Raw genomic sequence first — 26,248 nt, 5'->3', positions numbered from 1 at the left:
ACTACTCAACAACCTTTACGTGAAGGGTTATTGACAAGTATTGAATTGTGCGCGGGGGTGCTCTTTTGAGCAATTGGATGGCGGGGTGTTGTTACAGCTGTGGCGGCGTCATCGTAAAGCGGGCGTTGACCTGGGCGTAGACCGTCTGGCGCTGGGGTTCGAGGTCGAGGGCGGGGGCGGTTTCGTCGGCGGCGGCCGTGAAGGCGGCGGTGCGCATGCCGGGGGCGGGGGGCATGCCGTAGGGCGTCGGGGCCTCCGCGCCGAGGTCGGCGAGTTCGACGAGGGCGGCGAGGCGGGCGCCGAGGGCTTCGGCGTATTCGCGGGCGCGTTGTACGGCTTCGCGGACGGCTTGGCGGCGGGCTTCGCCGTGGGCCGGGGAGTCGGGGCGCAGGGACCACCAGGGGCCGTCGACGCGGGTGAGGTCGAGGTCGGCGAGGCGGGTGGTGAGTTCGCCGAGGGCGGTGAAGTCGGCGAGGACGGCGGTGATGTGGACGCGGCCGTGGTAGGCGCGGACGCGTTCGCCGCGGCCGTGTTTGGTGAGTTCCGGGCTGATGGAGAACGCGCCGGTCTCGAGTTTCTCGACGGAGTCTCCGTAGGACTTGATGAGCTCGAGTACCTGGTTGTTGCGGCGGGTGAGGTCTTCCAGGGCGCTGCGCCGGTCGGTGCCTCGGGCGCTGACGGTCACGCCGATCCTGGCGATCTCGGGGTCGACTTCCAGCCGCGCTTCGCCGCGCACCGCGACCCGTGGCGTCTCGGGGGTTCCGTAGGGTGCCGGTGCTGGGGCGTCGCTGGTCATGGTGAGCTCCCTCGCTGTTGTCCTTGAAGACTTTCGCACGGGGGCGCTCTGCGCCAGACTCTACGCGCGTTGTGCCACGCGCGTAGTTCCACTGGACGAGGGAGATCACATGCCGCTGAATCGCAGGACGTTCCTGGGCCGTTCGGCCGCCGCCGGGGCCGGGGTCGCCGTGGCCGGGAGCGTCGCCGTCCCAGCCGGGGCACATGGCCGCGGGGAGCGGCGGAAGCGGTACTCGTTCACCGTGATGGGCACCACCGACCTGCATGGCAACGTCTTCAACTGGGACTACTTCACGGACAAGGAGTTCGACGACAAGAACCACAATGACGTCGGGCTGGCGAAGATCTCGACTCTGGTCAATCAGGTCCGTGCGGAGAAGGGGCGGTGCAACACGCTCCTCATCGATGCCGGTGACACCATCCAGGGCACCCAGTTGTCGTACTACTACGCGAAGGTCGACCCGATCACCGCCCGGCGTGGTCCGGTCCATCCCATGGCCCAGGCCATGAACGCCATCGGCTACGACGCGGCGGCGCTCGGCAATCACGAGTTCAACTACGGGATCCCGGTGCTGCGCAAGTTCGAGGAGCAGTGCGATTTCCCGCTGCTCGGTGCCAACGCTCTGGATGCGAAGACCCTGAGTCCCGCTTTCCCGCCGTTCAGCATGCACCGGATACGCACGCCGTTCGGGCGGGATGTGCGTGTCGCGGTCCTCGGTCTCACGAATCCGGGTATCGCGATCTGGGACAAGGCCAATGTCAGTGGGCGGATGGTGTTTCCCGGTCTTGAGGAGCAGGCCGCGAAGTGGGTGCCGAAGCTGCGTTCCATGGGCGCCGATGTGGTGATCGTGTCGGCCCACTCGGGCTCCAGCGGCACGTCCTCGTACGGTGATCAGCTGCCGTACGTCGAGAACGCCGCGGGGCTCGTCGCCGAGCAGGTGCCGGGTATCGACGCGATCCTGGTCGGGCATGCGCACACGGAGATCGCGGAGTATTTCGTCACCAACAAGCAGACGGGCAAGCAGGTCGTGTTGTCCGAGCCGCTCAAGTGGGGTCAGCGTCTGACGCTTTTCGACTTCGATCTGGCGTGGGTGCAGGGGCGCTGGACGGTGGAGAAGGTGGCCGCGAAGGTCCTGAACTCGAACACCGTCGCCGAGGATCCGGAGATCGCCGGGCTGCTCGGTGACGAGCACAAGAAGGTCGTCGCGTACGTCAATCAGGTCATCGGTACTTCCACGGCTGCCATGGCCTCGGCCGAGGCGCCGTGGAAGGACGAGCCGATCATCGATCTGATCAACCATGTCCAGGCGGAGACGGTGAAGGCGGCGCTGGCGGGCGGGCAGTTCGCGGCGCTGCCGGTGCTGTCGCAGGCGTCGTGCTTCTCCCGTACGGCGGCGATCCCGGCCGGGCAGGTGACGATCAGGGAGGCGGCCGGTCTCTATCCGTTCGAGAACACGCTGGAGGCGCGGCTCATGACCGGCGCGCAGCTGAAGGACTATCTGGAGTACTCGGCCCGGTACTACGTGCAGACTCCGGCCGGGGCGCCGGTGGACACGGCGAAGCTGACGAATGCCGACGGCATCCCGGACTACAACTACGACGCCGTCTCGGGTCTGACGTACGAGATCGACATCGCGAAGCCGGCCGGCTCGCGGATCGTGAATCTGTCCTTCGAGGGCAGGCCGCTGGATCCGGCGGCGCAGTTCGTGCTGGCGGTGAACAACTACCGGGCCAGTGGCGGTGGCGCGTTCCCGCATGTCGCGAAGGCGCAGCAGGTGTGGGCGAATTCGGACGAGATCCGTAACACGATCATTCAGTGGGTGCAGGGGAAGGGGACGGTGGATCCGGCCGCGTTCGCGACGGTGGGGTGGAAGCTGACGCGGGACGGCGCTCCCGTGTTCTAGGGGGTGTCCGGCGGATCAGGCCGTGGGGTGACACGGCCTAGCGCCGGTCCTCGAGCGGGGTGAGCGGGGGCGCCTGGCCCGGGATGCCGGGCGCCTCTCGCCGTTCCAGGCCGAAGCTGGTGAAGGCGGTCCGCCGCGGCAGTGGGTAGGGCTCCTTGCCGGTGAGGGAGTTCAGGATCGTGGCGCTGCGCCAGGCGGCGAGGCCGAGGTCGGGGGCGCCGACGCCGTGTGTGTGCCGCTCCGCGTTCTGTACGTACACGGAGCCGGTGACGGCGGGGTTGAGGACGAGGCGGAACTGGTCGTCGATGCGTGGCCGCTCGGAGGAGTCGCGGTGCATGTACGGGTCGAGGCCGGCGAGGATCCGGTCGAGGGGGCGTTCCCGGTAGCCGGTGGCGAGGACGACCGCGTCGGTGGTGAGCCGGGAGCGGGTGCCTTGCTGGATGTGTTCGAGGTGGAGTTCGACTTTGGTGTTGGCGACCCGTCCGGCGGTTCTGACCAGGACTCCGGGGGTGAGGACGGCGTCGGGCCAGCCGCCGTGGAGGGTGCGGCGGTAGAGCTCGTCGTGGATGGCGGCGATGGTGTCGGCGTCGATGCCTTTGTGGAGCTGCCACTGCTGGGGGACGAGTCCGTCGCGTACGGATTCGGGGAGGGCGTGGAAGTAGCGGGTGTAGTCGGGGGTGAAGTGTTCGAGGCCGAGTTTCGAGTACTCCATGGGGGCGAAGGCTTCGGTGCGGGCGAGCCAGTGGAGCTTTTCCGTTCCGGCGGGGCGGGCGCGCAGCAGGTCGAGGAAGATTTCGGCGCCGGACTGGCCGGAGCCGATGACGGTGATGTGGTCGGCGGCGAGGATCTGCTCGCGGTGTTCGAGGTAGTCGGCGGAGTGGAGGACGGGGACGGTGGGGGCTTCGGCGAGGGGTTTGAGCGGTTCGGGGACGTGTGGTTCGGTGCCGATGCCGAGGGCGATGTGGCGGGCGTAGGCGCGGCCGAGTGACTCGGCTCCGCCGTTGGTGTCGAGCTGGGTGAAGTCGACTTCGAACAGGGATCGTTCGGGGTTCCAGCGCACTGCGTCGACCTGGTGGCCGAAGTGGAGTCCGGGGAGCCGGCCGCTGACCCAGCGGCAGTAGGCGTCGTATTCGGCGCGCTGGATGTGGAGGCGCTCGGCGAAGTAGAAGGGGAAGAGCCGGTCGCGGGTCTTGAGGTAGTTGAGGAACGACCAGGGGCTTGCCGGGTCGGCGAGGCTCACCAGGTCGGCGAGGAAGGGCACTTGGAGGGTGGTGCCGTCGATGAGCAGGCCGGGGTGCCAGTGGAAGTCGGGGCGTTGCTCGTAGAAGGTGGCGCCGAGCGTGCCGCCGCCTTCTCCGTGGGGCAGCCCGTGGGCGAGGGCGGCGAGCGAGAGGTTGAACGGCCCGATGCCGATGCCCACGAGGTCGTGGGGCTGGTCGAGGTCTGGGGCGCCGGGGGCGGGCGTGCCGGTCATCGGGTGGTGCTGCCTTCCACGAGTGCGGTGAGTGTGCGGAGGTCGTCCGGGGTGGTGTGGGGGTTGAGCAGGGTGGCTTTGAGCCAGAGCCGGCCGTCGGCGCGGGCCCGGCCGAGGACGGCGCGGCCTTCGTGCAGGAGGCGGCGGCGGATCGTGGCGACGGTGTGGTCGTTCGCGCCGCGCGGGCGGAAGAGGACGGTGGAGAGGACGGGCCGTTCGTGGAGCTCCAGGGCGGGGTGCTTCTCGATGAGGTCGGCGAGGTCCTGGGCGGTGGCGCAGGCGTGGTCGACGAGGGCGGCGAGTCCGCTGCGGCCGAGGGCGCGGAGGGTGACGGCGATCTTGAGGATGTCGGGGCGGCGGGTGGTGCGCAGTGAGCGGCCGAGGAGGTCGGGCAGTCCGGCTTCGGTGTCGTCGTCCGCGTTGAGGTAGTCGGCGGTGTGGCCGAGGGGGGCGAGCAGGGCGCTGTCGGGGACGGCGAGGAGGCCTGCGGCTACCGGCTGCCAGCCCAGTTTGTGCAGGTCGAGGGTGACGGACCGGGCCCGGTCGAGGCCGCGCAGCAGGTCGCGGTGGCGGGGGCTGAACAGGAGGGGTCCGCCGTAGGCGGCGTCGATGTGGAGTTCGGCGCCGTGCCGGTCGCAGAGGTCGGCGATGCCGGGGAGCGGGTCGATGTGTCCGGTGTCGGTGGTGCCGGCCGTGGCGGTGACGAGTACCGGCATGCGTGGGCGGTGCTGTCCGGTGAGGGCGTCGTCGAGGGCGGTGAGGTCGGTGGTGCCGCCGGGGGCGGGGACGGTGACCGGTTCGGGGAGGCCGAGCAGCCAGGCGGCGCGACGGACCGAGTGGTGGGCGTGGGTGCCGCAGACGACCTGGACGGAGCCGTGGCGTTCGCGGGCGAGGAGCAGGGCGAGCTGGTTGGCTTCGGTGCCGCCGGTGGTGACGAGGGCGTCGGGCCGTTCGCCGTGCGGATACACCTCGCGGGCCAGGGCCTGGGTGACCTCGGTTTCCAGCGCGGAGGCGGCGGGAGCCTGGTCCCATGAGTCCAGGGACGGGTTGAGCGCGGATGCGGCGAGGTCGGCGGCGACGGCGAGTGCGAGCGGCGGGGTGTGCAGGTGGGCGGCGCACCGCGGGTCGGCGGGGTCGGCGGCGCCGTAGGCAAGGGCTTGTACGAGGGTGCTGAGTGCTTCCTCGGCGCCGCGGCCGTCGGCGGGGATGACGGGGGTGACGGTTTCCCACACTGCCCTGCTCACCTCGTCGGGCCCGCCGGGGGGCAGCGGCCCGCCGCGGGCGACCGCTCCTGCCCTGAGCGAGTCGAGCACGACAGTGAGCAGGGGCCGCAGGGCGTCGGGCCCTGCGGCCCCTCCGGCGAGGGGCGGGACGGTCATGCCCCCAGCGTGGACGCGACGGGGGCGTTGTGCCCGGGGTCCGCCGCGATCTCAACCCGAAAGGAGGACTGTTCCGCGAACCGTCAGCGCCCGGCGCAGGTCGTCGAGTTGGTCGACGAGCTTGCGGCGCAGGGCCGGGATCATCTCGGTGTCGCGGAGGCAGTCCTCGCCGAGGCGGAGGGCTTCGGTGTCCACGGCGTGGACGGGGAAGGCGTAGCGTCCGGCGGCTTCGGCGATGGCGGGGCCGCGGCGGGCGGCGACGGCGGTGGCCGAGGGGTAGAAGCGGGGTACGTACTCCCGTACGAGGTCGGCCTGTTCGGGCTGCCAGAAGCCCTGGGCGGTGGCGGTGAACAGGTAGTTGGAGAGGTCGTCGGAGTCGAACATCCGGGACCAGGCGGCTGCCTTGGCTTCCGGGGTGGGGAGGGCGGCGCGGCAGCGGGCGGCGCCTTCCTGGCCGGTGGCGCTGGGGTCGCGGTCGAGTTCGGCGGCGATCTCGGTCTCGTCGGTGGCGCCGAGGACGGCGAGCCGGGCGAGGATGCGCCAGCGCAGTTCCGGGTCGAGGTCGGGGCCGCCGGGGACGCTGCCGCTGCTGAGCCAGTCGTGGAGTCCGTTCGGCTGGGCGGCGGCGTCGATGAAGTGGCGGACGGCGGTGAGTCGCAGGCCCGGGTTGTGGCCGTCCTCGGTGCGGCGGATCAGGTCGCGGGTGAGGTCGGTGAGCAGGGCGAGCGCGGCCGGGCGGGCCTCGGGGGCGAGGTAGCGGTCGGCGACGTGCGTGGTGGCGAAGGCGAGGACGCCTTGGACGACGGCGAGGTCCTGCTCGTGCGGGAGGTGGGCGCGGGCGGCGTCCAGGTAGGCGGTGGGGGCGAGTTCGCCGTCGCGGACCATGTCGCGTGCGGCGTTCCAGACGACGGCGCGGGTGAGCGCGTCGGGGAGGCCGGAGAGGGAGCGTACGGCGCTGTCCCAGGAGGCGGGGTCGAGGCGGACCTTGGCGTAGGTCAGGTCGCTGTCGTTGAGGACGACGAGGGCGGGGCGGCGGCCTGCCGCGGTCGTGGGGGCGGTTTGCGGGATGTCGGTCTCGAAGCGGTCGCGCAGGACGAGGCGGCCGGGCTCGACCGGGTCCTCGTCGTAGGCGCCGACGGCGATACGGTGCGGGCGGCTGCCGTCCTGGGCGATGTCCAGGCGCCAGGTGCCGTCGGTCTCGGCGACAGCCGGGGTGAGGGTGTCGACGCCGGTGGTGCGCAGCCACTGGTCGGCCCAGGCGTGGACGTCCCGGTCGGTGGCTTCGGCCAGGGAGTCGATGAAGTCGGCGAGGGTGGCGTTGCCGAAGCGGTGCCGCGCGAAGTGGGTGTTGATTCCGGCGAGGAAGTCCTTCTCGCCGAGCCAGGCGACGAGCTGGCGGAGCGCTGAGGCGCCCTTGGCGTAGGAGATGCCGTCGAAGTTGAGCAGTGCGGAGGCGGTGTCGGGCACGGCGTCCGGGTCGGGGGCGACGGGGTGGGTGGAGGGGCGCTGGTCGGCGTCGTAGCCCCAGGCCTTCCGCACGATCCCGAAGTCGGTCCAGGTGTCGGTGAAGCGGGTGGCTTCGGTGAGGGTCTGGTAGCCCATGTACTCGGCGAAGGACTCGTTGAGCCAGATGTCGTCCCACCAGCGGAGCGTGACGAGGTCGCCGAACCACATGTGGGCCATCTCGTGGGCGATGACCATGGCGCGGGTCTGGCGTTCGGTGTCGGTGACCGCGGAGCGATAGATGAACTCGTCGCGGAAGGTGACCAGGCCCGGGTTCTCCATGGCGCCCGCGTTGAACTCGGGGACGAAGGCCTGGTCGTAGGAGTCGAAGGGGTACGGCTCGTCGAACTTCTCGTGGTAGCGGTCGTAGCAGTCGCGGGTGATGGAGAGGATCTCTTCGGCGTCGGCGTCCAGGTAGGGCGCGAGCGACCGGCGGCAGTGGATGGCGAAGGGCAGCCCGGCGTGCTGGGTGCGTACGGAGTGCCAGGGGCCGGCGGCGACGGCGACGAGGTAGGTGGAGATCAGCGGTGTGGGTGCCGCGGTCCAGCGGCCGTCCGCCTGGTGCGTCGTGACGCCGTTGGCGAGGACCGTCCAGCCCTCGGGGGCGGTGACGGTGAGCTCGAAGACCGCCTTGAGGTCGGGCTGGTCGAAGGCGGCGAAGACGCGCTGGACGTCTTCCATGAAGAGCTGGGTGTAGGTGTACGTCTCGCCGTCGGCGGGGTCGGTGAAGCGGTGCATGCCTTCGCCGGTGCGGGAGTAGCGCATGGCGGCGTCGACGCGCAGTTCGTGCTCGCCCGCGGTGAGGCCGGTGAGTGCGAGCCGGTTCCCGTCGAGTGCCTCGGGGTCGAGGTGGTGGCCGTCGAGGGTGACGGAGCGCAGGGTGGCGGGCTTGAGCTCGACGAAGGTGTCTCCGGCCGCGCGGGCCGTGAACCGGATCACGGTGTGTGAGTCGAAGGTCTCTTCTCCGCCGGTCGTCAGATCGAGGTCGATCGTGTACCGGTGGACATCGAGGAGCTGGGCTCGGGTCTGCGCTTCGTCGCGCGTCAGTACGGACATGGGGGCCATGCTGCCTGATGGGCCGGGGCGCGGTCAGGGGGGTGGCGTTGCGCTGAGAGCGCACGCGGGGGGCAAAAATCACGGCGGTCCGTGCCGGCGGCTGCCCGCGAAGCGGGACAGCGGGGCGTCGAGCTCCGGTGGCACGTCGGGCTCGAAACCCAGGTACCAGAGGGGGATCCAGCCGTCCCCCGGCACCGTCATTCGCGGGATTCGTCGCCGGTCAGCGGCCCGTCGGCGATCTGTTCGTGGTGGCGGATGACCTCGGCGATGATGAAGTTCAGCAGCTTCTCGGCGAATGCCGGGTCCAGCTTCGCGCTCTCCGCGAGCTGGCGGAGACGGGCGATCTGGCGGGCCTCGCGCTGCGGGTCGGCCGGGGGGAGCTGGTGCTGGGCCTTGAGGTGGCCGACCTGCTGGGTGCATTTGAAGCGTTCGGCGAGCATGTGGACGACGGCCGCGTCGATGTTGTCGATGCTTTCGCGCAGCCGGGTCAGCTCGGCCCGGACGGACTCGTCGATGTCGCTCGTCTCGCTGGAGGTCATGAGGAGGGAGCTTACGTCGGTCGGGTGGTGATGGTCGGGGGGTGTTCGGGATCCGGGATGCGATTGCTCCAGCCGCCGGGCACGGTCCGTCCCTGCTGCTCGCGGAAGCGGATGGGGGCGGTGCCGACGCGTCGGGTGAACAGTCGGGAGAAGTAGGCCGGGTCGTCGTAGCCGACGCGGCGGGCGACGGCCGCCACGGGCAGGTCGGTGGCGGCGAGGAGCTCCTTGGCGCGGCCCAGGCGGATACCGAGGAGGTAGTCCTTGGGGCTGCAGCCGGCGCCGCGGCGGACTGCGGTGCGCAGCTCCGCGGGGGTCATGCCGTGGCGGGCCGCGTGCTCGGCGACGGACAGCGGCTGGAATGCGTCGCGGGCGAGGGCCTGCAGGACGGGATCGCCGTCGGGGCCCGCATCGGCGCGGGCTCGGCGCAGCGCGACGAGCAGTTCGTGGACGGCGGCGCCGGTCTCAACCTCCAGGAGCGGGTTGCCGCGGCGCGCGGCGCGGGCGATGCGGCCGACGGCGGCGCGGGCGGGGGCCGCGTCGGAGAGGGGGACGACGGGCCGGTCGGGCTCGATGTAGCCGAGTTCGGTGTAGGTGGCGGTCGCCGGGCCGGCGAAGTCGACGAAGCTCTCGTCCCAGCCGGTGGCGGGGTCGGGGCCGTAGTGGTGCGGGACGCCGGGGGTGAGCCAGAGCACGGCGGGCGCGGTGACGGTGGTGCGCCGTCCGTCGGTGCCGCGGTACCAGCCGCCGCCCGCGCTGATCAGGACCGCGACGTGGTGGTCGAGGGTGCGGGGGCCGACGGTCGGAAGCGCGCCGTGCTGCAGCCCGACGCCGAGGCAGACGAGGCCGAGCCGGTGGTGGACCGGGCTGGGCGTGAAGTAGCGCATCCAGGTGTGGTACATCGGCCTGCCCTCCCGGCTCGGACCGTGTGTGTGGCTCGATGGTGTTTGTGTCCAACCAGCGCTGATCTTTGTCCATGGACCGCCGCACCGCCAGGGGGAGATCCTTGCTCGCGGTACGTGATCACGGAGGGGCGGGGTCGGTGGCTGAGTTCACTGTGGGGGATGAGCACTTTCTGGTGGACGGGCGGCCGGTGCGGCTGCTGTCCGGGGCGCTGCACTACTTCCGGGTGCACGAGGCGCATTGGGGTCACCGGCTGGCGATGCTGCGGGCGATGGGCCTCAACTGCGTGGAGACGTACGTGCCGTGGAATCTGCACGAGCCGCGGAGCGGCCGGTACCACGATGCGGGGGCTCTCGGGCGCTTCCTGGACGCGGCGCACGCGGCGGGGTTGTGGGCGATCGTGCGGCCGGGGCCGTACATCTGCGCCGAGTGGGAGAACGGCGGACTCCCGCACTGGCTGACCGGTCCGCTCGGGTCGCGGGCGAGGACGCGTGACGCTCAGTACGTCGGGTACGTGGAGCGCTGGTTCGGCACGCTGATGCCGCAGGTCGTGGAGCGGCAGATCGACCGGGGCGGCCCGGTGATCATGGTTCAGGTGGAGAACGAGTACGGCTCCTACGGTTCCGACCAGGTCTATCTGGGCGGGCTGCGGGACCTGCTGCTCGGACTGGGCGTGCAGGTGCCGCTGTTCACCTCCGACGGCCCCGAGGACCACATGCTGACCGGTGGTTCCGTGCCGGGTCTGCTCGCCACGGCGAACTTCGGCTCGGGCGCGAGGGACGCCTTCGGGGTGCTGCGCCGGCATCAGCCGGAGGGGCCGCTGATGTGCATGGAGTTCTGGTGCGGCTGGTTCAGCCACTGGGGCGCCAAGGCCGTCGTACGCGATGCGGCCGACGCGGTGGAGGCGCTGCGCGAGATCCTGGAGTGCGGGGCGTCGGTCAACATCTACATGGCGCACGGCGGTACGAACTTCGCGGGGTGGGCCGGTGCGAATCGCTCCGGCGAGCTGCACATGGGTGAGCTGAACCCGGACATCACGTCGTACGACTACGACGCGCCCATCGACGAGTCCGGGCGCCCGACGGAGAAGTTCTGGGCGTTCCGCAAGCTTCTGGCGCCGTACGCGGAGGGTCCGCTGCCGGAGGTTCCCGGGGCGCCGGCGGTGCTGGGGGTTCCGGCGGAGGCCGTGCTGGGCGAGTGGGCGCCGATGGAGGCGGTGCTGGAGGCGCTGGGCGGCCCGGAGACCGAGCACGCGACCCCTCCGTCCTTCGAGGAACTGGACGTGGACCGGGGCCTGGTGCGGTACCGGCTCGATGTGCCCGGGCCGCGGCGGGCCCGTCCCCTGACCGTGGACGGCCTCCGGGACATCGCGGTGGTGTACGTGGACGGGGCACGGGCGGGCGTGCTGACGGAGGCCGACGCGACGCTGCCGGAGGCGGTGGCGGGTCCCGCGGCGGTGGAGCTGTGGGTGGAGTCGCTGGGCCGGGTCAACTACGGCCCGCGGACGGGCGAGCCGAAGGGCATCACGGGTGGGGTGATGCACGAACGCCAGTTCCTCCACGGGGTGCGGGCGCGGGGGCTGCGGCTGGATGCGTTCGAGCGGGCGGGGGCGGTGGCCGCGGTTCCGTTCGCGGCACCGCGGCCGGGCGGGCGGGGCCTGTACCGGGGCGAGGTGGCGGTCACCGGAGCCGGTGACGCCAGGCTCGAACTGCCGGGCTGGACCCGGGGGTTCGTGTGGGTCAACGGCTTCTGCCTCGGCCGCTACTGGGCCGTGGGCCCGCAGAGGTCCCTGTTCGTCCCCGGTCCGGTGCTGCGCGAGGGTGCGAACGAGGTGTGGGTGCTGGAGCTGGAGCGGGGCGGGGAGGCCGTACGCCTGGTATGACCCTGGCACGGCACCGCGTGGCGTGCTGCGGCCCGGCGTTTCCTCCCCGCCCCTCCTCAGAGCTTGTTGCTAGGTCGTGTCTGACGGATAGCGCCGTCCGCCCGCAGGGCGGGGGCGGGATTGGTCAGACACGGTCTAGAGCGTCGCGGCCGCGGACCTGATCGCGGAGGCGAAGGTGGAGACCTCGGTGTAGACACCGGGGAGGTTGGGCCGTGCGCAGCCCTCGCCCCAGCTGACGATGCCGACCTGGATCCAGGCTCCGGCGTTGTCGCGGCGGAACATCGGGCCGCCGGAGTCACCCTGGCAGGTGTCGACGCCGCCCTGGGTCAGGCCGGCGCAGATCTCCTCGTTGGAGATGAGGCTCGGGTAGGACTGCTTGCAGGAGGCGTCGGAGACGAAGGGGACCTGCGCCTTGAGCAGGTAGCGCTGCTGGGCACCGCCCTCGCGGGCCGCGCCCCAGCCGGCGACGGTGAAGGTGCCGTTGTTGTACGCCGTCGTGTCGGCGATCTTCAGCGTGGGCAGGTTGATCGGCTGGGCGAGCTTGATCAGCGCCCAGTCCTTGCCGTTGCCGTTGTAGCCGGGGGCCTGAAGGACCTTGGTCGACCTGACCTTGATGGCGCTGGGGCTCCGGAGGTCCACGACTCCGGCGGTGGCGGTGATGCTCGTGTTGTTGCCGGAGCCGCTCACACAGTGGGCGGCGGTGAGGACGATCTGCTGGGTGAGGAGTGAGCCGCCACAGCCCATGGAGAGCCGGACCATGAAGGGGAACTCGCCCTGGGCGGCGCGGGTTCCGCCGACGACCGGCGGCGGGGCGGCGAACGCGGAGGTGGGCTGCAGACTGACGGCCGCGAGTACGACGGCGCCGGCGGCAGCGCATCTCTTGAGGACGCGTATGAGCTTGTTCAAGGGTCTGCCTTCTTTCGTGGGGGGTTATGCGTACGCGCAGGCCGAGCCCGTGCCGTCGGGTTGGTGACATGGGCTCGTCAAGGCGTGGTCCGGATTATGGGGAGGCCGCCAGGCGGCCCACAAGGCGCACTTTTCGGCCATATGTCTCGGCGCGAAGGGGGCGCGGAGCGCCGTAGAGTTGAGAGCGGCCGACCGTCGTTCAGGCTGCTGTGAGGGCCGGCTTCGTACAGCACCCACAGGGGGTACGGGCGTGACGAACGGCAGCGAGGTCGTGCACGGCTTCCCGCATCTCGACACCGTGCGGGTGGCGATCACCGCACTGCACAAACGGCTGTCGTACGACGGTGTGCGCGCGTACGCGAGCAGCGTCTCCCCGGCCGATGTCGCCTTCTCGGACCAGGACGATCTGCATCTCGGGGCGCAGCGGGTGGCCCATGCGCTGGTGCATCAGCTGCGGCTGCCGGAGGCCCGGATGATCGTGAGCTTCCGGGAGATGCACCACGCCGCGAGCGTGGAACTCGCCGCGGGGCCGGAGTACTTCATCGAACTGAACGACCGCTTCCGCACCCATCGCCGGGACATCGGGGCGGCTCTCGCGCACGAGATCACCCATGTGCTGCTGCACCGGCTGGACCTGACGTTCCCCGGCACCCGCGACAACGAGATCCTCACGGACACGGTGACGACGTATCTCGGGGCGGGGTGGCTGCTGCTGGACGCGTACCGCGAGGACGAGGTTTCCAGCCAGAAACTGGGCTATCTGACCCCGGAGGAATTCGGGTACGTCCTGGCCAAGCGCGCACTGGTCTTCGGCGAGGATCCATCGGTCTGGTTCACCAGCCCGCAGGGCTACACGGCCTATACGAAGGGCCGGGCGCAGGCGCTGCGGGACGCGCAGCAGCCGCCGCTGTCCGCGGCCGGGTGGAACGGGCGGCGGCGCTATGCGAAGGACCGTCGGTACGCCCAGGACCACCCGGGTCCGGGGCGTCCCGGCCACGGCACGCCGTACGCCTTCGAGCGGGCGCCGGGCGGGGGGCTGCGGGTGTCGTTCCCCTGTCCCACGTGCCATCAGCGCATCCGGGTGCCGGTGCGGGGGCGGGTTCGCGCGCGCTGCGCGTTGTGCCGGACGATTCTCGAATGCGACACCTGAGGGGGCTTCCGTAGGGTTTCGGTATGAAGACCGAAAACCCTGGCGTGGACGGCTCGCACGGCCCGGACGGCCCGGACAACCCGGACGGCTCGCACGGCCCGGACCTGGCCGGAGAGCTCTTCGGGGCCCTGTACGGCGGCGACGACGACGCGGTGGTGCGGGCGCTGCGGGCGGGTGCGCCGGCCGAGGCGGCCGACGAGGACGGGACGACGGCGCTGTACGTGGCCGCGTCCCGGGGGCGTGCGGGCGCGGTCCGGCTGCTGCTCGCGGCCGGGGCCGACCCGGACCGGGCGAGCGGCCGGGACGGCGCGGAGCTGCCGCTGTGCGGGGCCGCGGTGTGGGGGCGTACCGAGGCGCTGCTGGCGCTGCTGGCGGCCGGGGCGCGGCCCGATCTGGAGGAGGACGCCGGGGTCCGAGCGTTGACATGGGCCTGTCGGCAGGGCCACGCCCAGGCCGTGGAGGTCCTCCTGTCGGCGGGCGCCGACCCGGACCTGCCCGGCCCCGGCGGGGAGTCCCCGCTGGTGACGGCGGTCCGGCGCGGGTCCTACTCCTGCGTCCGCGCCCTGCTGGAGCAGGGCGCCCGGGCGACGGCGGAGGCCCTCGCCGAGACCCGCAGGTGGCTGGGGACCGATGTGGAGGCGGAGCTGCGGCGGGGGCTGGAGGAGACGTACGGCGACGGGTACGAGACGGTGTCCCGGCGCATCGAGGAGGACGGTGGGGTGACGGTCGTCGTGGAGGTGTTCCACGACGACCGCCGGGTCGCCGGGAACGAGCAGCAGACCGGGCACGCGGCGATCGCCACGCTTCTGGAGGAGGAGCTGGACATACGGACCCCGTTCGAGGAACTGGCCGGGCGGGCGCTGAGGTCCGGCGCCCCGGACGGCGACGACTGGTTCCAGTCGGCCGCCGCGCTGTGGCACCGGGCCGACGACGCGACCTTCCGGGCCGCGGCGGCGTGGTGCGGGAGCGACGATCCCGTCCGTCAGACCTTCGCGGCGGATGTACTGGCCCAGCTGGGCGTCGCGGGCGCGGCCGGCACCGACGGCGAGGATCCGGCGGGCGATCCGCAGGCGGCGGGGCACGCGGGGCATGCGGGGCTGTCGGCGCGGGTCGTACCGCTGCTGCGGGAGCTGGCACGGGAGTCGACGGAGCCCGAGGTGATCCAGTCGGCGGTGCTGGGCCTCGGGCACCACGGGGATCCGGCCGCGTTGCCGGAGATCCTGCGGCACGCCGCGCACCCGGACGCCGGCGTGCGGTACCGGGTGGCGCTGGCACTCTGCGGGCTGGTGCCCGGCGGGCACCGAGAGGGCATCGAGGTGCTGATCGCGCTGAGCCGGGACGGTGACGACCGGGTCAGGGACTGGGCGACGATGGCGCTCGCCGGCGTGGACGCCGACACCCCGGAGATCCGGACGGCACTCGCCGACCGCCTCGGCGACGACGACACGGACACGGAGGCGGAGGCCGCCCAAGGCCTGGCGATGCGTCAGGATCCCCGGGCCGTCGAGGCGTTGACCCGCATCCTCGCGGACGAGGACCCGGAGGGCTACGCGTACTCCATCGCCGCAGAGGCCCTGGAGTACGTCGAGGACGAGCGCGTCAGGCGCCGGCTGGAGTCGGTGGTGCCCCGGTCGCGCTGACCGGGGCGCCGCGGACGCTGCACGAGCGCGCACCTGCCTCGCGCCGCCCCCGCGGCACGGCGGACGGGCCGGTGCACGGACCCTCGCACCGCCGGCACGCCGGGCCGTCCCGGCCGGCCGGGGTCCTGCCGGTGCGTGAGGTGTTCTCGTAACTGATCATCGCTCCGTCGTGTCCTGCCGGCCCGCGCTCGCGCACCCGGCCCCGGCACTCCTCGGCGGCGCACGGCCGAATCCCGCCACCCCGCAAGCCCGTTGACCGCCCCGCGCTGCCCTGAGGCGTCCCGCCCCGGCCCGTGGGGCGCCCCGCACTGCCCGTGGGCATCCCGCCCGGCCCGTGGGGCATCCCCGATCCGCCCGGCAATCGCATCGCCGACGACGCCTCGCGTTCACCGTCGGGACACCACGACCCCCCGTAATGACGGAGTTGTATGGACAACAGTTGTCCATACAGCTTCGGCCCCGCTTCGGCTTCCCCCTGGAGTACGCGTGACCAGCACCACCCGCCCCGCCCGCGCCGCCGCGCTCATCGGCGCCCTTGGACTCACCGCTCTCACGCTCACCGCCTGTGGTGCCGCGCCCGACAAGGGTGCCGGTACCGTCGACGGCAAGAACATCAGCTCCGCGGCCTCGGCGGCCGACGCGGGCGGTATGGACGCCCTGGTCGCCGCCGCGAAGAAGGAAGGCACGCTCAACGCGATCGCCATCCCCCGCGACTGGGCGAACTACGGCGCGATCATCGACGGCTTCACCAAGAAGTACGGCATCAAGGTGAACGTCGAGAACCCCGACGGCTCCAGCCAGGACGAGATCAACGCGGTGAAGACCCGCAAGGGCCAGGACCGCGCTCCCGATGTCCTCGACCTCGGCGCCGCCTTCGCCCAGGCGGCCGGCGCCCAGGGCCTGACCGCCCCGTACAAGGTCACCGCCTTCGACAAGATCCCCGAGACGCAGCGCGACGCGCAGGGCCGCTGGTTCAACGACTACGGCGGCTATGTCTCCATCGGCTGCGACGCCAAGGCCATCAAGGTCTGCCCGAAGACCTTCGCCGATCTGCTCAAGCCCGAGTACAAGGGCAAGGTGGCCCTCAACGGCAACCCCACCAAGTCCGGTTCCGCCTTCGGCGGTGTCTACGCGGCGGCGCTCGCGAACGGCGGCTCCTTCGACGACATCCAGCCCGGTATCGACTTCTTCGGGAAGCTGAAGAAGAACGGCAACTTCAACCCCGTCGAAGCCACCCCGGCCACGGTCGAGAAGGGCGAGACCCCGATCACCATCGACTGGGACTACCTGAACTCCGGCTACGCCGAGCAGTTCAAGACCAAGGGCATCGACTGGAAGACCGTCGTCCCCTCCGACGGCATCTACGCCCAGTACTACTCGCAGGCCATCAACAAGGACGCCCCGCACCCGGCCGCCGCGCGCCTGTGGCAGGAGTACCTGTACAGCGCCGAGGGCCAGAACCTGTGGCTGAAGGGCCACGCCCGCCCGGTACTGATGCCGGCGATGACCGCCGACGGCACGATCGACAAGGCGGCCGCCGCCGCCCTCCCGGCCGTCGAGGGCACCCCGAAGTTCCCGACCGAGCAGCAGACCGCCAAGGCCAAGGAGACCCTCGCGTCCGGCTGGGCCGCGGCCGTCTCCGGGTGATCCGCCGATGACCCTGCTCCACTCCCCCGCCCGCGCCTCGGCCGGTACCTCACCGGCCGCGGGCGCGGGCCCCCGGCGGCCCGGCGGCCGCACGCACCGCTCCTGGGCCTGGCTCGCCGCCGTGCCGCTGTTCCTCCTCGTCGGCGTCGCCTTCGGGCTGCCCGCCCTGGCCATGGCCGACGGCGCCTTCACCGTCACGGACCCGGCCACCGGCGCAGCCGGCGGGTACGGCCTCGGCAATCTGACCCGCTCGGTCGACGGCGCCTACCGCACCGCCCTGCTCGGCAGCGTCAGGCTCTCCGCGCTCACCGCCGCCGCGGGCACACTCTTCGGGCTGCTCCTCGCCCAGGCCGTGGTCAGCTCGCGCGGCCGCGCGCTGCGCGAGGCCGTGCTCACCGCGTCCGGCGTGCTCGCCAACTTCGGCGGCGTACCGCTCGCCTTCGCGTTCGTCGCCACCCTCGGCAACGCGGGCGTCCTCACCACCCGGCTCGGCCTCGGCGAGCACGGCTGGTCGCTCTACGGCTTCTGGGGACTGGCACTGACGTATCTGTACTTCCTGGTGCCGCTGATGGTGCTGACCGTGGCGCCCGCGCTCGACGGACTGCGCGTCCAGTGGCGGGAGGCGGCCCGCGACTGCGGCGCCTCCACCTGGCAGTACTGGCGGCACATCGGCATCCCCGTGCTGATGCCCACCCTCCTCGGCGGGTTCGTGCTGCTCTTCGGCAGCGCCTTCGCGGCCTACGCCACCGCCGCGGCGATGGTCGGCAGTTCGGTGCCGCTCGTCACCCTCCAGATCGCCGACGCGCTCTCCGGCAACGTCCTCGTCGGCCAGGAGAACGTGGCGCTCGCGCTCAGCCTCGACATGGTGCTGGTCGCCGCGCTGGTGATGGCCGTCCATCTGCCCCTGCAGCGAAGGAGCACCCGATGGCTCGCCTGACCCGCTCCGCCGTGCTGCTGGTCGCCGGGGTGTACTTCCTGGTGCCGCTGATCGCTTCGGCCGTGTTCACGCTCGACATCCCCGGACAGGGCCTGACCCTGTCCTCGTACACGCGGATCATCAGCGCGCCCGGCTTCACCGGCAGTCTGCTGCTCTCCCTCGGACTGGCCGCGGCCACCGTCGTCCTCGTGCTGCTGCTCACCGTCCCCGCGGCGGTCGCGGCCCGGCTCTCGGCCCCGCGACTGCGGTCCGTGCTGGAGATCGTGTGCACCCTGCCGCTGGTCGTACCGCCCGTGGCACTGACCGCCGGAATCGGGACGGTGCTGCGCTGGGGGCCGGAGAAGCTGTCGACGACGCCGCTGTACCAGACGTTCGTGGCCGTGCAGAACCCGGACTTCCCGTTCGTGCTCGTTCTCGCGTACGCGGTGATGGCGCTGCCGTTCGTGTACCGGGCGCTGGACGCGGGGCTGCGCTCCGTCGACGTGCGCACCCTGGTGGAGGCCGCGCGCGACTGCGGGGCCTCGTGGCCGCGTGCGCTGGTGTCGGCGGTGCTGCCCAATCTGCGCGGCGCGCTGCTGAACGGCTCGTTCCTCACCCTCGCCCTGGTGCTGGGCGAGTTCACCGTCGCCTCGCTGCTGGGCTTCCAGCCGTTCGCGGTCTGGATCGTGCAGGCGTCGGGCTCCGACGCCCGGCTCTCGGTCGCCGTGTCGCTGCTGAGCCTGCTGCTGACCTGGGTGCTGCTGCTGGCGCTGACCACGCTGGGCAACCGCCGTCGCCGTGCCCCCCGGGCTGCTCGTACCTCGGCTCGCACCTCTCGTACCTCAGAAGGAAAGACCTCTCGATGACGATGCTCGATACGCCGGTACGCACCGGCGCGGATCTGCGGCTGCGCGGACTGCGCCGGGCGTTCGGCGCCACCGTCGCGCTCGACGGCCTCGACCTGGACGTCGCACCAGGCGAACTGCTGGCCCTGCTCGGCCCGTCCGGCTGCGGCAAGACCACCGCGCTGCGGGTGCTCGCCGGCTTCGAGCGGCCGGACGAGGGCCAGGTGCTGCTGGACGGCGAGGACATCGTGCCGGTGCCAGCCAACCGCCGTGACACGGCGATGGTGTTCCAGTCGTACAGCCTCTTCCCGCACCTCACGGCCGCCGACAACGTCGCGTTCGGACTGCGGATGCGCAAGGTGTCCGCGGCCGAACGGCGGGCGCGCGCCGCCGAGCTGCTGGAGCTCGTCGGCCTCCCCGGCCATGGCGACCGCTTCCCGCACCAGCTGTCCGGCGGCCAGCAGCAGCGTGTCGCACTCGCCCGGGCGCTGGCGCTGCGCCCCCGGCTGCTGCTGCTCGACGAGCCGCTGTCGGCGCTCGACGCACAGGTGCGCGTGACCCTGCGGGAGGAGATCCGCAGGCTGCAGCTGGAGCTGGGCATCACCACCGTGTTCGTCACGCACGACCAGGAAGAGGCACTGTCGATGGCCGACCGGGTCGCCGTCATGAACGGCGGCCGGCTCGAACAGTGCGCCACCCCGACCGAGTTGTACGCGCGCCCCGCGACGGACTTCGTCGCGGAGTTCATCGGCACCATGAACCGGGTGCCCGCGCAGGCGGTCGAGAACGGTCTGGTCGAGGTGCTCGGTGCCCGGCTGCCCGTCGAGGGCGACGCGCCCGCGCCGGGCGCGGTGCATGCGCTGATCCGCCCCGAGGCCCTGGACGTCGTGGTGGACGCGGACGGCCCGGCCCGGGTCACCGGCACCGCCTTCCACGGCCCCACCACCCGGGTGCGGGTCACGCTCCCCGACGGCACGGTCGTCAAGGCGGACGTACCGACGCACGCCGCGGCGGAACTCACGCCGGGCGCGGCCGTGTCCGTACGCCCGCAGGAGCGACCCGTCCTGGTCACCCGTGGTGGCGCCGAGTGAGCGCACTGCGAGGGGTGCTGTTCGACATGGACGGCACCCTGGTCGACACCGAGGGCGTCTGGCTCGACGTCGTGGAGTCAGCGGCCGCGCGCCGTGGCCGCACCCTGGGCGCCGAGCGGCGTACGGCCGTGACGGGCCGCTCGGTCGGGGACACCGCGGCGATGCTGCACACGTATCTGGGCGCGCCGGAGGAGGAACTCGCCGCCGAGCTGGGCGCGGACTTCGCCGCCCGGCTCTCGGCGGCGGTCGAACCGCGCCCGGGCGCGCTGCGGCTGCTCGCCGCGCTGCGCGCGCAGGACGTGCCGACGGCGCTGGTCTCGGCATCGCCGCGGGCGGTCGTGGAGCAGGTCGCGGGGACGCTGGACGGACATCGTTTCGACGCGTTGTTCGGCGCCGAGGACACCGTACGGACGAAGCCGGAGCCCGACCCGTATCTGGCGGCGGCCGCGGCACTCGGCGCCGACCCGGCGCAGTGCGTCGCCGTGGAGGACAGCCCCACGGGTGTCGCGTCGGCCCGTGCGGCGGGCTGCCGCGTCCTGGCGGTGCCCTCGACCGAACCGCTCGCGGCTGCCGACGGGGTGACCCTCGCTCAGTCGCTCGCGGACGTCGATCCCGAGCTGCTGAGCTCGCTGGTGCCATGACAAGGCGACATGACAGGGTGAGCGCGTGAGCGAAGGACGGCAGAGGACGCCGCTGTATCTGAAGGTCGCCGCCGATCTGCGTACCGCCATAACGGCCGGCGAGTACGGCTCCGGGGCGAAGCTGCCCGCGGAGGACGAACTGGCCCGCCGTTACGGCGTGTCCAGAGGCACGGTTCGCCAGGCGCTCGCCGCGCTGCGCACCGACGGGCTGATCACCTCGCGGCGGGGTACGCGACGGGTGGTGCTGGGCGGGCCGAGGCTGCACAGCTTCGGTGAGCTGCGGTCGTTCACCCGTTGGGCACGGTCGCTGGGCGAGGAGCCCGGGGGCCGGGTCGTGGCGATCGACCGGGCCGTCGCGAGCGAGGAGGAGGCGGAGAAGCTGCGACTGGCGGACGGCTCGATCGTGTACCGGGTGCGGCGGCTTCGTACACTCTCGGACGCGCCGGTGATGGTGGAGCGGACGACGTATCCGGAGCGGATCGGGCAGCTGGTGGCAGCGATGCCCCTGGACACCGTCTCGCACTCGGCCGCACTCGAACTGCACGGCGTGCTGTTCGCGGACGCCCGGCACACGATCGATCTGGTGCAGGCGGACGAGGACGACGCGGAGCTGCTGGGCTGCCGGGCCGGGGAGGCGCTGCTGCGGGAGCGGCGTCACTCGACGGATCCGACGGGGTCACCGGTCGAATGGTCCCAGGACCGCTATCTGCCGGGGACGGTCGCGTTCACGATGCAGAGCTCGACGGCGACGAGCGCGCTGGGCCGCCGGCTGAGCCGCTGAGCCCGGGGCCCATGCCCCGGCTCGCCGGGGCATGGGCCGGCCGGACGGTGCCCTGCGAGGTGGGGGCGCCTGCGGCGGGCCACTGCGGCGGAGCCGCACAGTGGAGGCTGCCCCGCCCCGCCCCTTCCCGTAACCGGGGGCAAGCCCCCAGAACCCCGTACGCCCTCCGGGCGGGTCCTCAGTCTCCCCCAGAGCTTCGCCCGGGGGCCCCAGCGGGCTCGAAGTGAGCCCCGCTGGGGCCCCCACGCCCGCAGGGCGTAGGGGGAGGTCGAGGTGCCGGGTCCGGGGCGGAGCCCCCCACGCGGCGGAGCCGCACATCGAGCACAGCCCGGGAAAGGGCGGGGCGGCGAGAAGGCTCGCCGCAGGCGCCGCCCGGGTGCTCAGCCGGTCACCGCGCCTGCGGCCGCAGCAGACTCTCCAGCAGCGGCCGGAAGTGCTCGAAGTCGGGCGTGGGCGCGGCCGGGTCCTTCGCCTGCTCGTCCCAGCGGCGTACGGCGACGGCGTCGCGCCCGCCGGGGTGCGCCTCGAAGGCCCGTACCTGCTCCCCGGTCATCGGACCGCCCTGGACACGCAGGGTGTGCACGGACGCCTCGGAGAGCAGGTCGAAGTAGCCGGGCTCGACGGCGCACAGGTAGCGCTTGGCGGCGACGTGAAGTCGTACGGGTTCGGTGACCTCGGGCCCGAACCACCGGTCGAGCCAGTCGGCTCCGGTGTGGCTGTGCCGGTTGTCGGTGCCGTTCTCCATCAGGTCGCGGCCGGTGACCGCGCCCTGGAAGTGGCCGACGTCGTGCAGCAGCGCGGCGGCGACCAGGTGCGGCGGAGCCCCTGCCGCCTCGGCGAGGGCGCCGGCCTGGAGCATGTGCTGGGCCTGGGTGACGGCTTCGCCGAAGTACTCGGCGCTGCCTTCGCCCTCGAAGAGCGCGGCGAGGGTGTCGAGGGGACTCACCTCGGTGTTCATGCGGCACCTTCCTTGAGGTCGCGGCGGAGTACGGCCAGGGTGGACGCGAGGCCGTCGATGTCGGCGTAGGCGCCCTGGAGGTGGCGGTCGCCGGATTCGGCGAAGGCCGTACGGGCGTGCAGCAGCCGGGTGTTGTCGAAGATCAGGCAGTCGCCGGGGGTGAGCCGGAAGTCGAGCTGGAGCTCGGGACGGAGCAGCAGCTCGCCGAAGGTGCGGTACGCACCGTAGAAGGCCTCGAGCACCTCGGCCGGCTGGTGCAGGGTGCCGATGGAGCGGTTGTTGAAGCGGATCTCCCGGATCCGGCCGAGCGGGTCGGTGCCGATCAGCGGCCGGTGCGCGCGCAGTTCGGTGCGGTCGTCGGCGAAGGCGAACGGCACGGGGACGCGCGTGAGGATCTCGTACGCGTCGGGATCCTCGGCCAGCAGCAGCGTCGCGGCACGGAAGCCGTCGACGAGGCCGGAGTCGCCGCCCTGGGCCGCGTTGGTGAGGCAGTGCAGCAGTTGGAGGGTCGGGACCGGGTCACGGTAGGGGTTGTCGGTGTGCGGGGTGATACGGGCACCGGTGAAGGCGAGGTTGTTGGGGTCGGCCTCGACGCGTACCTCGAAGAGCGGGCCGTAGTTCGTCTCGCGTACGAATCCGAAGCTCCCCGCGACGTCGAGGACCTGCCGGTCTCGGACGGGTACGCCGCGCAGCAGGACGAAGCCGAGCCGCAGCACGCTCTGGAGGGCGGCGGACTTGGCGGCGGGGTCGCTGGTGTAGGCGGCCCAGTCGGCCGTGGGGAGCCGTCCCTCCAGGTCTGCGGCGACCCACAGCTCCTTGTCGTCCTCGGTGCGGCCGTCGCCCGGGACGGCGGAGGCGCCGGGGAGGTGCGCGCCGAGCCAGCTCTCGGCGTAGACGGAGCGGTGTCCGTCGGGGGCCCAGACGACCTCGTACGCGGGCGCGCCGTCCGCGGTGAGCGCGTGGTGGACGGAGCCCACGGCGAGCCCGGCGGGCAGTTCGGTGATCTGGAACAGCTTCTGGCCGTTACGGGGGTCCCGGCAGCCGGTGCAGGGACAGTTGTCGCGCAGCCAGAACGGCGGTGCGGACGCGAGGGTGGACATGAGCAGAGCTCCATGTTGTACAGACAACTTCTGAACAGCAGGGAGCCTCGCAGGAAGGGGTGGCCTCGCGGTTACGGCGAAATGGACGGCAGAAAGAGCCGTGCCGCCGGCCCAGAGGGGGAAGGGCCGGCGGCACGGGGCGGAGGGGGCCGGAGCACAGGATGGGACAGCGGGCGGATCAGCAGCCGTAGTCGACGAGGTCGAACGACCGGTAGTGGTCGGCGGTGTAGTAGTCCTCCTGCGACGACTGCCCCGTGACGATCCGGCGGGCACCGCGCGTGGTCGAGCCGGGCGTCTTCACCGTGTACTCGTGGTAGTAGCCGGTCGAGTGGGCCGGGAGGACGCCCTCGCGGTTCCGGAAGACCGTCCCGTCCTGCGAGTACGGGAACGGGCCACCGTTCTCGATGAGCTCGAGGGTGTCGTGGGCCTGGGAGGGCAGGTCGGAGTAGCAGATCTCACCGACCGCGGTGGCGGCGGCCGCCGGGGCCGCGACGGGTCCGCCGACGACGAGGGCGGAGATGAGGGCGGCAGCGCCGCCGAGCATGGTGAACCGTGGGGGGATTCGCATAGCGTCATGATGACGCGCGTAGAACTTGTCGTGTCAACGTCAATCGCCAGGTGTTTTCACGTAATTCACCTCCACCACCGGGCCGTCACACGCCGTATGCGTGAACTCCCAGTGGCGCTCACCGAGTTGACAACGCCGCCGCGCCACCGACACCGCCAACCGACGCCGCGTCAGTCGCGGCGGGATCTCCACGCGGCCGGTGGACGACGCGGCCCGCGACGCGGCCCGCCGGAGCAGACGCTCGGGCGGGCCGCGGGGCTTCCGGGCAGGGTCAGGGCGCCGCCCAGCAGCTTCGCCTGGTCCGTCACCTCCTTGTCGCCCTCGACGACGACGGCGGGGTCGTCGGAGAATGCGATGTACGGGAGGGGGATCAGGTGTCCTGACCGGCCGCGGTGCGCGGGAGGGCCGGGCAGAGGACGGCGCAGAGGACGAACGCGGCGACCACCCACGGCATCGCCGTCGACAGCGCGTCCGTCAGGCCGCTCGTCGTGTGCTCGAAGAAGACGGTGCCGATCACGGCCGCGCCGAGTGCGCCGCCGAACTGCTGGGCCGTGGAGAAGATTCCGGAGGCACCGCCCGCGATGTCGCCCGGGACGGCGGACAGGACGACGTTCACCAGCGGGACGATCAGGAAGCCGAGGCCGGCGCCCGCGACGACCAGACCGGGGACCAGCGGCCAGGCGCCGGTGTGAGTGGCGGCGGACTGCGTCACCGCGTACCAGACCCAGGCGAAGCCGCCGGCCATCATCAGTGCGCCCGCGACCAGCACCAGCCGTCCGGCCCTGACGGCGAGGGCGTCGGCTGCCGGGGCGGTGAGGAAGCCGCCGACCGAGAAGGCGACCGTGACGAGGCCCGCCTGCATCGGGGTGTAGCCCTCGCTGCCCTGCAGCCAGATCGCGAAGACCAGGAAGAAGCCCTGCATACCGATCGCGAACAGCATCTGCACGGCTACACCGACGGAGAACGCGGGGAGCCGGAACGCGCGGGCCGGCAGCAGCGGTACCGTCGCGCCGCGCCGGCGCGCCTCGAACAGCCCCAGTCCTACGACGGTCAGCACACCGGCGGCGAGGCAGATCCAGCCCCACAGCGGCCAGCCGTTGGAGTGCCCCTGCACCAGCGGCAGGACGATGGCGACCAGACCTCCCGCCAGCACCAGGCTGCCCAGGACATCCGGCCGGCCCGCCGAGCGCTCCTTCGTCACCGGTACGAGTACGGCCCCGGCGATGAACGTGGCGACGGCCACCGGGACGTTCACCAGGAACACGGAGCGCCAGCCCCAGCCGAACAGGTCGGCATCGGTGAGCAGTCCGCCGAGCAGCAGCCCGATCGCGGAGGCGAAGCCGGCGACGGCTCCGTACATCCCGAAGGCGGCGCCGCGCTCCTTGCCGTGGAAGAGCGTGCGGAACGAGCCGAGTACCTGCGGCATCAGCATCGCGGCCATCACGCCCTGGAACGCCCGGGCCGCGATCAGCTGCCCCGGGCTGTGCGCGACCCCACACGCCAGACTCGCGATGCCGAAGCCCGCCGTGCCGGCGAGGAAGAGTGCCTTGCGTCCGTAGCGGTCACCGAGATGCCCGGAGACGATGAGCGTCGCGGCGAAGCCCAGCAGATAGGCGGAGACCGTCCACTGCAGGGCGCTCTCGGAAGCACCCAGGTCGCGGCCTATCGACGGGATCGCCACATTGACGATCGTCACGTCCAGGAGGTCCATCAGCGCGGCGATCATCATGACGGCGGCGGCTGCCCAGCGGCGCGGATGGAGCGCCGCCGGGGGTGCGGCGACGGTACTGGCTGTCGTGGTCATTCCGGCTCCCTGTTTCCTGATTTATTTCGTTCGACCTAACGAAAGACTTGCATCACGGCACGGGTGATCGCAAGTCCTTCGTTCGACCGAACGAAATATTTCGCTAGGCTGTGCCCATGACCAGGGACAGGGACAGGGACAGGGACAGGGACCGGGACCGGGACAGGGACGGGGGCAGTGCACGCCGGGCCGAGGTGATCGCGGCCCTGACCGAGGCGGGCCGTGACTCCAGCGCGGCGTCTGTCGCGTTCCACACGGCGATCGCGGCGAAGCAGGGCCTCGGCCCCACGGAGACCAAGACCCTCGACCTCCTCCAGCGCCACGGCGCCCTCACCGCGAAGGACCTCGCGGAGCGCTCGGGCCTCGCCCCGGCATCGGTGACCGGCCTGGTGGACCGCCTCGAGGCCAAGGGCTACGTCCGCAGGGTCAAGCACCCGACGGACAAACGCCGGGTGCTGATCGAGTCCCGCCCGGAGAAACTGGCGGAGCTGGCTCCGCTCTTCGACGACTGGGCCCGGGAAGTCGCGGAACTCTACGAGGAGTTCACGACCGACGAGCTGGAGGTCGTGACCCGCTTCCTGACGGGGGCGACCGAGAGGCAGCGCGCGGCGACGAAACGGCTGGTGGACTGACCCGGGGGCTCCGCCCCAAGCCCGCTGGGAGAGGTGTCCGGGGGCCGGGTGCCCCCGAACCCCTACCCGACACCCCACCCCCCCGGGCGCCCCTACCGGCGGCAGCCGCACGGCAACCCGGGCGCAGGTGGGGCACG

Annotated in this window: 23 protein-coding genes; 11 read left to right on the top strand and 12 right to left on the bottom strand. The window is 72.0% G+C overall.

All coding sequences use genetic code 11. The features are described from left to right. Positions 1-91 precede the first annotated feature (91 nt). The gene (locus AC0699_RS05420) at positions 92-796 is read right to left on the bottom strand and encodes an SIMPL domain-containing protein (RefSeq protein ID WP_478655937.1); all 705 of its coding nucleotides are present in this window, start codon (positions 794-796) and stop codon (positions 92-94) included. A 109-nt stretch (positions 797-905) separates the two neighbouring features. Between AC0699_RS05420 and AC0699_RS05415 the strand changes: the two genes are divergently transcribed. After that, positions 906-2,699, top strand: a complete 1,794-nt coding sequence (locus AC0699_RS05415; RefSeq protein ID WP_478655934.1) for a bifunctional metallophosphatase/5'-nucleotidase — start codon at positions 906-908, stop codon at positions 2,697-2,699. Positions 2,700-2,736: 37 nt separating this feature from the next. Here the strand turns inward: AC0699_RS05415 and AC0699_RS05410 are convergent, their stop codons facing one another. The 6 genes from AC0699_RS05410 to AC0699_RS05385 all read right to left on the bottom strand — a co-directional run bounded on the left by AC0699_RS05410 (position 2,737) and on the right by AC0699_RS05385 (position 9,549). Beyond that, on the bottom strand, positions 2,737-4,173 hold the full coding sequence (locus AC0699_RS05410) for a lysine N(6)-hydroxylase/L-ornithine N(5)-oxygenase family protein (protein ID WP_478655931.1): 1,437 nt from the start codon (positions 4,171-4,173) through the stop codon (positions 2,737-2,739). Further along, complete coding sequence (locus AC0699_RS05405; protein WP_478655928.1) at positions 4,170-5,552, bottom strand: pyridoxal phosphate-dependent decarboxylase family protein; 1,383 nt, start codon at positions 5,550-5,552, stop codon at positions 4,170-4,172. Before AC0699_RS05405 ends, AC0699_RS05410 begins: the two co-directional genes overlap by 4 nt. 51 nt (positions 5,553-5,603) lie before the next feature. Next, positions 5,604-8,111, bottom strand: coding sequence for an aminopeptidase N (gene pepN, locus AC0699_RS05400; protein WP_478655925.1), 2,508 nt, complete (start codon positions 8,109-8,111; stop codon positions 5,604-5,606). A 78-nt stretch (positions 8,112-8,189) separates the two neighbouring features. Beyond that, positions 8,190-8,312: a hypothetical protein gene (locus AC0699_RS05395; RefSeq protein ID WP_478655922.1), complete on the bottom strand. Its 123-nt coding sequence runs from the start codon at positions 8,310-8,312 to the stop codon at positions 8,190-8,192. Then, positions 8,309-8,650, bottom strand: a complete 342-nt coding sequence (locus AC0699_RS05390) for a chorismate mutase (protein WP_478655919.1) — start codon at positions 8,648-8,650, stop codon at positions 8,309-8,311. The genes AC0699_RS05395 and AC0699_RS05390 overlap by 4 nt, the downstream gene beginning before the upstream one ends. Positions 8,651-8,661: 11 nt before the next feature. Next, a complete protein-coding gene (locus AC0699_RS05385; RefSeq protein ID WP_478655916.1) occupies positions 8,662-9,549 on the bottom strand; it encodes a helix-turn-helix domain-containing protein in 888 nt (295 codons plus the stop codon). Positions 9,550-9,689: 140 nt separating this feature from the next. On the opposite strand from AC0699_RS05385, the gene AC0699_RS05380 reads away from it, so the two are divergent. Beyond that, on the top strand, positions 9,690-11,432 hold the full coding sequence (locus tag AC0699_RS05380) for a glycoside hydrolase family 35 protein (RefSeq protein ID WP_478655913.1): 1,743 nt from the start codon (positions 9,690-9,692) through the stop codon (positions 11,430-11,432). Between the two features lie 135 nt (positions 11,433-11,567). On the opposite strand, the gene AC0699_RS05375 is transcribed toward AC0699_RS05380, so the two are convergent. Further along, positions 11,568-12,338, bottom strand: coding sequence for a S1 family peptidase (locus AC0699_RS05375; protein WP_478655909.1), 771 nt, complete (start codon positions 12,336-12,338; stop codon positions 11,568-11,570). Positions 12,339-12,588: 250 nt separating this feature from the next. Here AC0699_RS05375 and AC0699_RS05370 point away from each other — a divergent pair, with 250 nt between their 5' ends. From AC0699_RS05370 to AC0699_RS05335, 8 genes are all read left to right on the top strand, one after another. After that, positions 12,589-13,488 carry a hypothetical protein gene (locus AC0699_RS05370; RefSeq protein WP_478655906.1) on the top strand — a complete coding sequence of 300 codons (900 nt, stop codon included), beginning with the start codon at positions 12,589-12,591 and terminating at the stop codon, positions 13,486-13,488. 23 nt (positions 13,489-13,511) lie between these two features. Next, the gene (locus AC0699_RS05365) at positions 13,512-15,128 is read left to right on the top strand and encodes an ankyrin repeat domain-containing protein (protein ID WP_478655903.1); all 1,617 of its coding nucleotides are present in this window, start codon (positions 13,512-13,514) and stop codon (positions 15,126-15,128) included. A gap of 486 nt (positions 15,129-15,614) precedes the next feature. Further along, the gene (locus AC0699_RS05360; protein WP_478655901.1) at positions 15,615-16,775 is read left to right on the top strand and encodes an ABC transporter substrate-binding protein; all 1,161 of its coding nucleotides are present in this window, start codon (positions 15,615-15,617) and stop codon (positions 16,773-16,775) included. A gap of 7 nt (positions 16,776-16,782) precedes the next feature. After that, entirely contained in the window at positions 16,783-17,712 is a 930-nt protein-coding gene (locus AC0699_RS05355; RefSeq protein WP_478655898.1) for an ABC transporter permease, read from the top strand. Then, the gene (locus AC0699_RS05350; protein WP_478655896.1) at positions 17,700-18,557 is read left to right on the top strand and encodes an ABC transporter permease; all 858 of its coding nucleotides are present in this window, start codon (positions 17,700-17,702) and stop codon (positions 18,555-18,557) included. The genes AC0699_RS05355 and AC0699_RS05350 overlap by 13 nt, the downstream gene beginning before the upstream one ends. Further along, entirely contained in the window at positions 18,554-19,627 is a 1,074-nt protein-coding gene (locus AC0699_RS05345) for an ABC transporter ATP-binding protein (protein ID WP_478655894.1), read from the top strand. Before AC0699_RS05350 ends, AC0699_RS05345 begins: the two co-directional genes overlap by 4 nt. After that, positions 19,624-20,268, top strand: coding sequence for an HAD family hydrolase (locus tag AC0699_RS05340; protein ID WP_478655891.1), 645 nt, complete (start codon positions 19,624-19,626; stop codon positions 20,266-20,268). The genes AC0699_RS05345 and AC0699_RS05340 overlap by 4 nt, the downstream gene beginning before the upstream one ends. Positions 20,269-20,293: 25 nt before the next feature. Further along, a complete protein-coding gene (locus tag AC0699_RS05335) occupies positions 20,294-21,049 on the top strand; it encodes a GntR family transcriptional regulator (protein WP_478655889.1) in 756 nt (251 codons plus the stop codon). 388 nt (positions 21,050-21,437) lie between these two features. On the opposite strand, the gene AC0699_RS05330 is transcribed toward AC0699_RS05335, so the two are convergent. The 4 genes from AC0699_RS05330 to AC0699_RS05315 all read right to left on the bottom strand — a co-directional run bounded on the left by AC0699_RS05330 (position 21,438) and on the right by AC0699_RS05315 (position 25,479). Continuing rightward, positions 21,438-22,007 (bottom strand): phosphonate degradation HD-domain oxygenase, encoded by a 570-nt coding sequence (locus AC0699_RS05330; protein ID WP_478655887.1) that lies wholly within the window; start codon positions 22,005-22,007, stop codon positions 21,438-21,440. Beyond that, positions 22,004-23,107, bottom strand: a complete 1,104-nt coding sequence (gene tmpA, locus AC0699_RS05325; RefSeq protein WP_478655885.1) for a 2-trimethylaminoethylphosphonate dioxygenase — start codon at positions 23,105-23,107, stop codon at positions 22,004-22,006. Before tmpA ends, AC0699_RS05330 begins: the two co-directional genes overlap by 4 nt. A gap of 178 nt (positions 23,108-23,285) precedes the next feature. Further along, entirely contained in the window at positions 23,286-23,675 is a 390-nt protein-coding gene (locus AC0699_RS05320; protein WP_478655882.1) for a guanyl-specific ribonuclease, read from the bottom strand. A 370-nt stretch (positions 23,676-24,045) separates the two neighbouring features. Continuing rightward, positions 24,046-25,479 (bottom strand): MFS transporter, encoded by a 1,434-nt coding sequence (locus tag AC0699_RS05315; protein WP_478655880.1) that lies wholly within the window; start codon positions 25,477-25,479, stop codon positions 24,046-24,048. Positions 25,480-25,595: 116 nt separating this feature from the next. Between AC0699_RS05315 and AC0699_RS05310 the strand changes: the two genes are divergently transcribed. Continuing rightward, the gene (locus AC0699_RS05310) at positions 25,596-26,111 is read left to right on the top strand and encodes a MarR family winged helix-turn-helix transcriptional regulator (RefSeq protein ID WP_478655878.1); all 516 of its coding nucleotides are present in this window, start codon (positions 25,596-25,598) and stop codon (positions 26,109-26,111) included. Positions 26,112-26,248: the final 137 nt, after the last annotated feature.

This window comes from Streptomyces sp. NPDC043870 (genome assembly GCF_056435785.1).
Note: the sequence above shows the minus strand (reverse complement) of the source record. Positions and strands in the feature narration are given on the sequence as shown.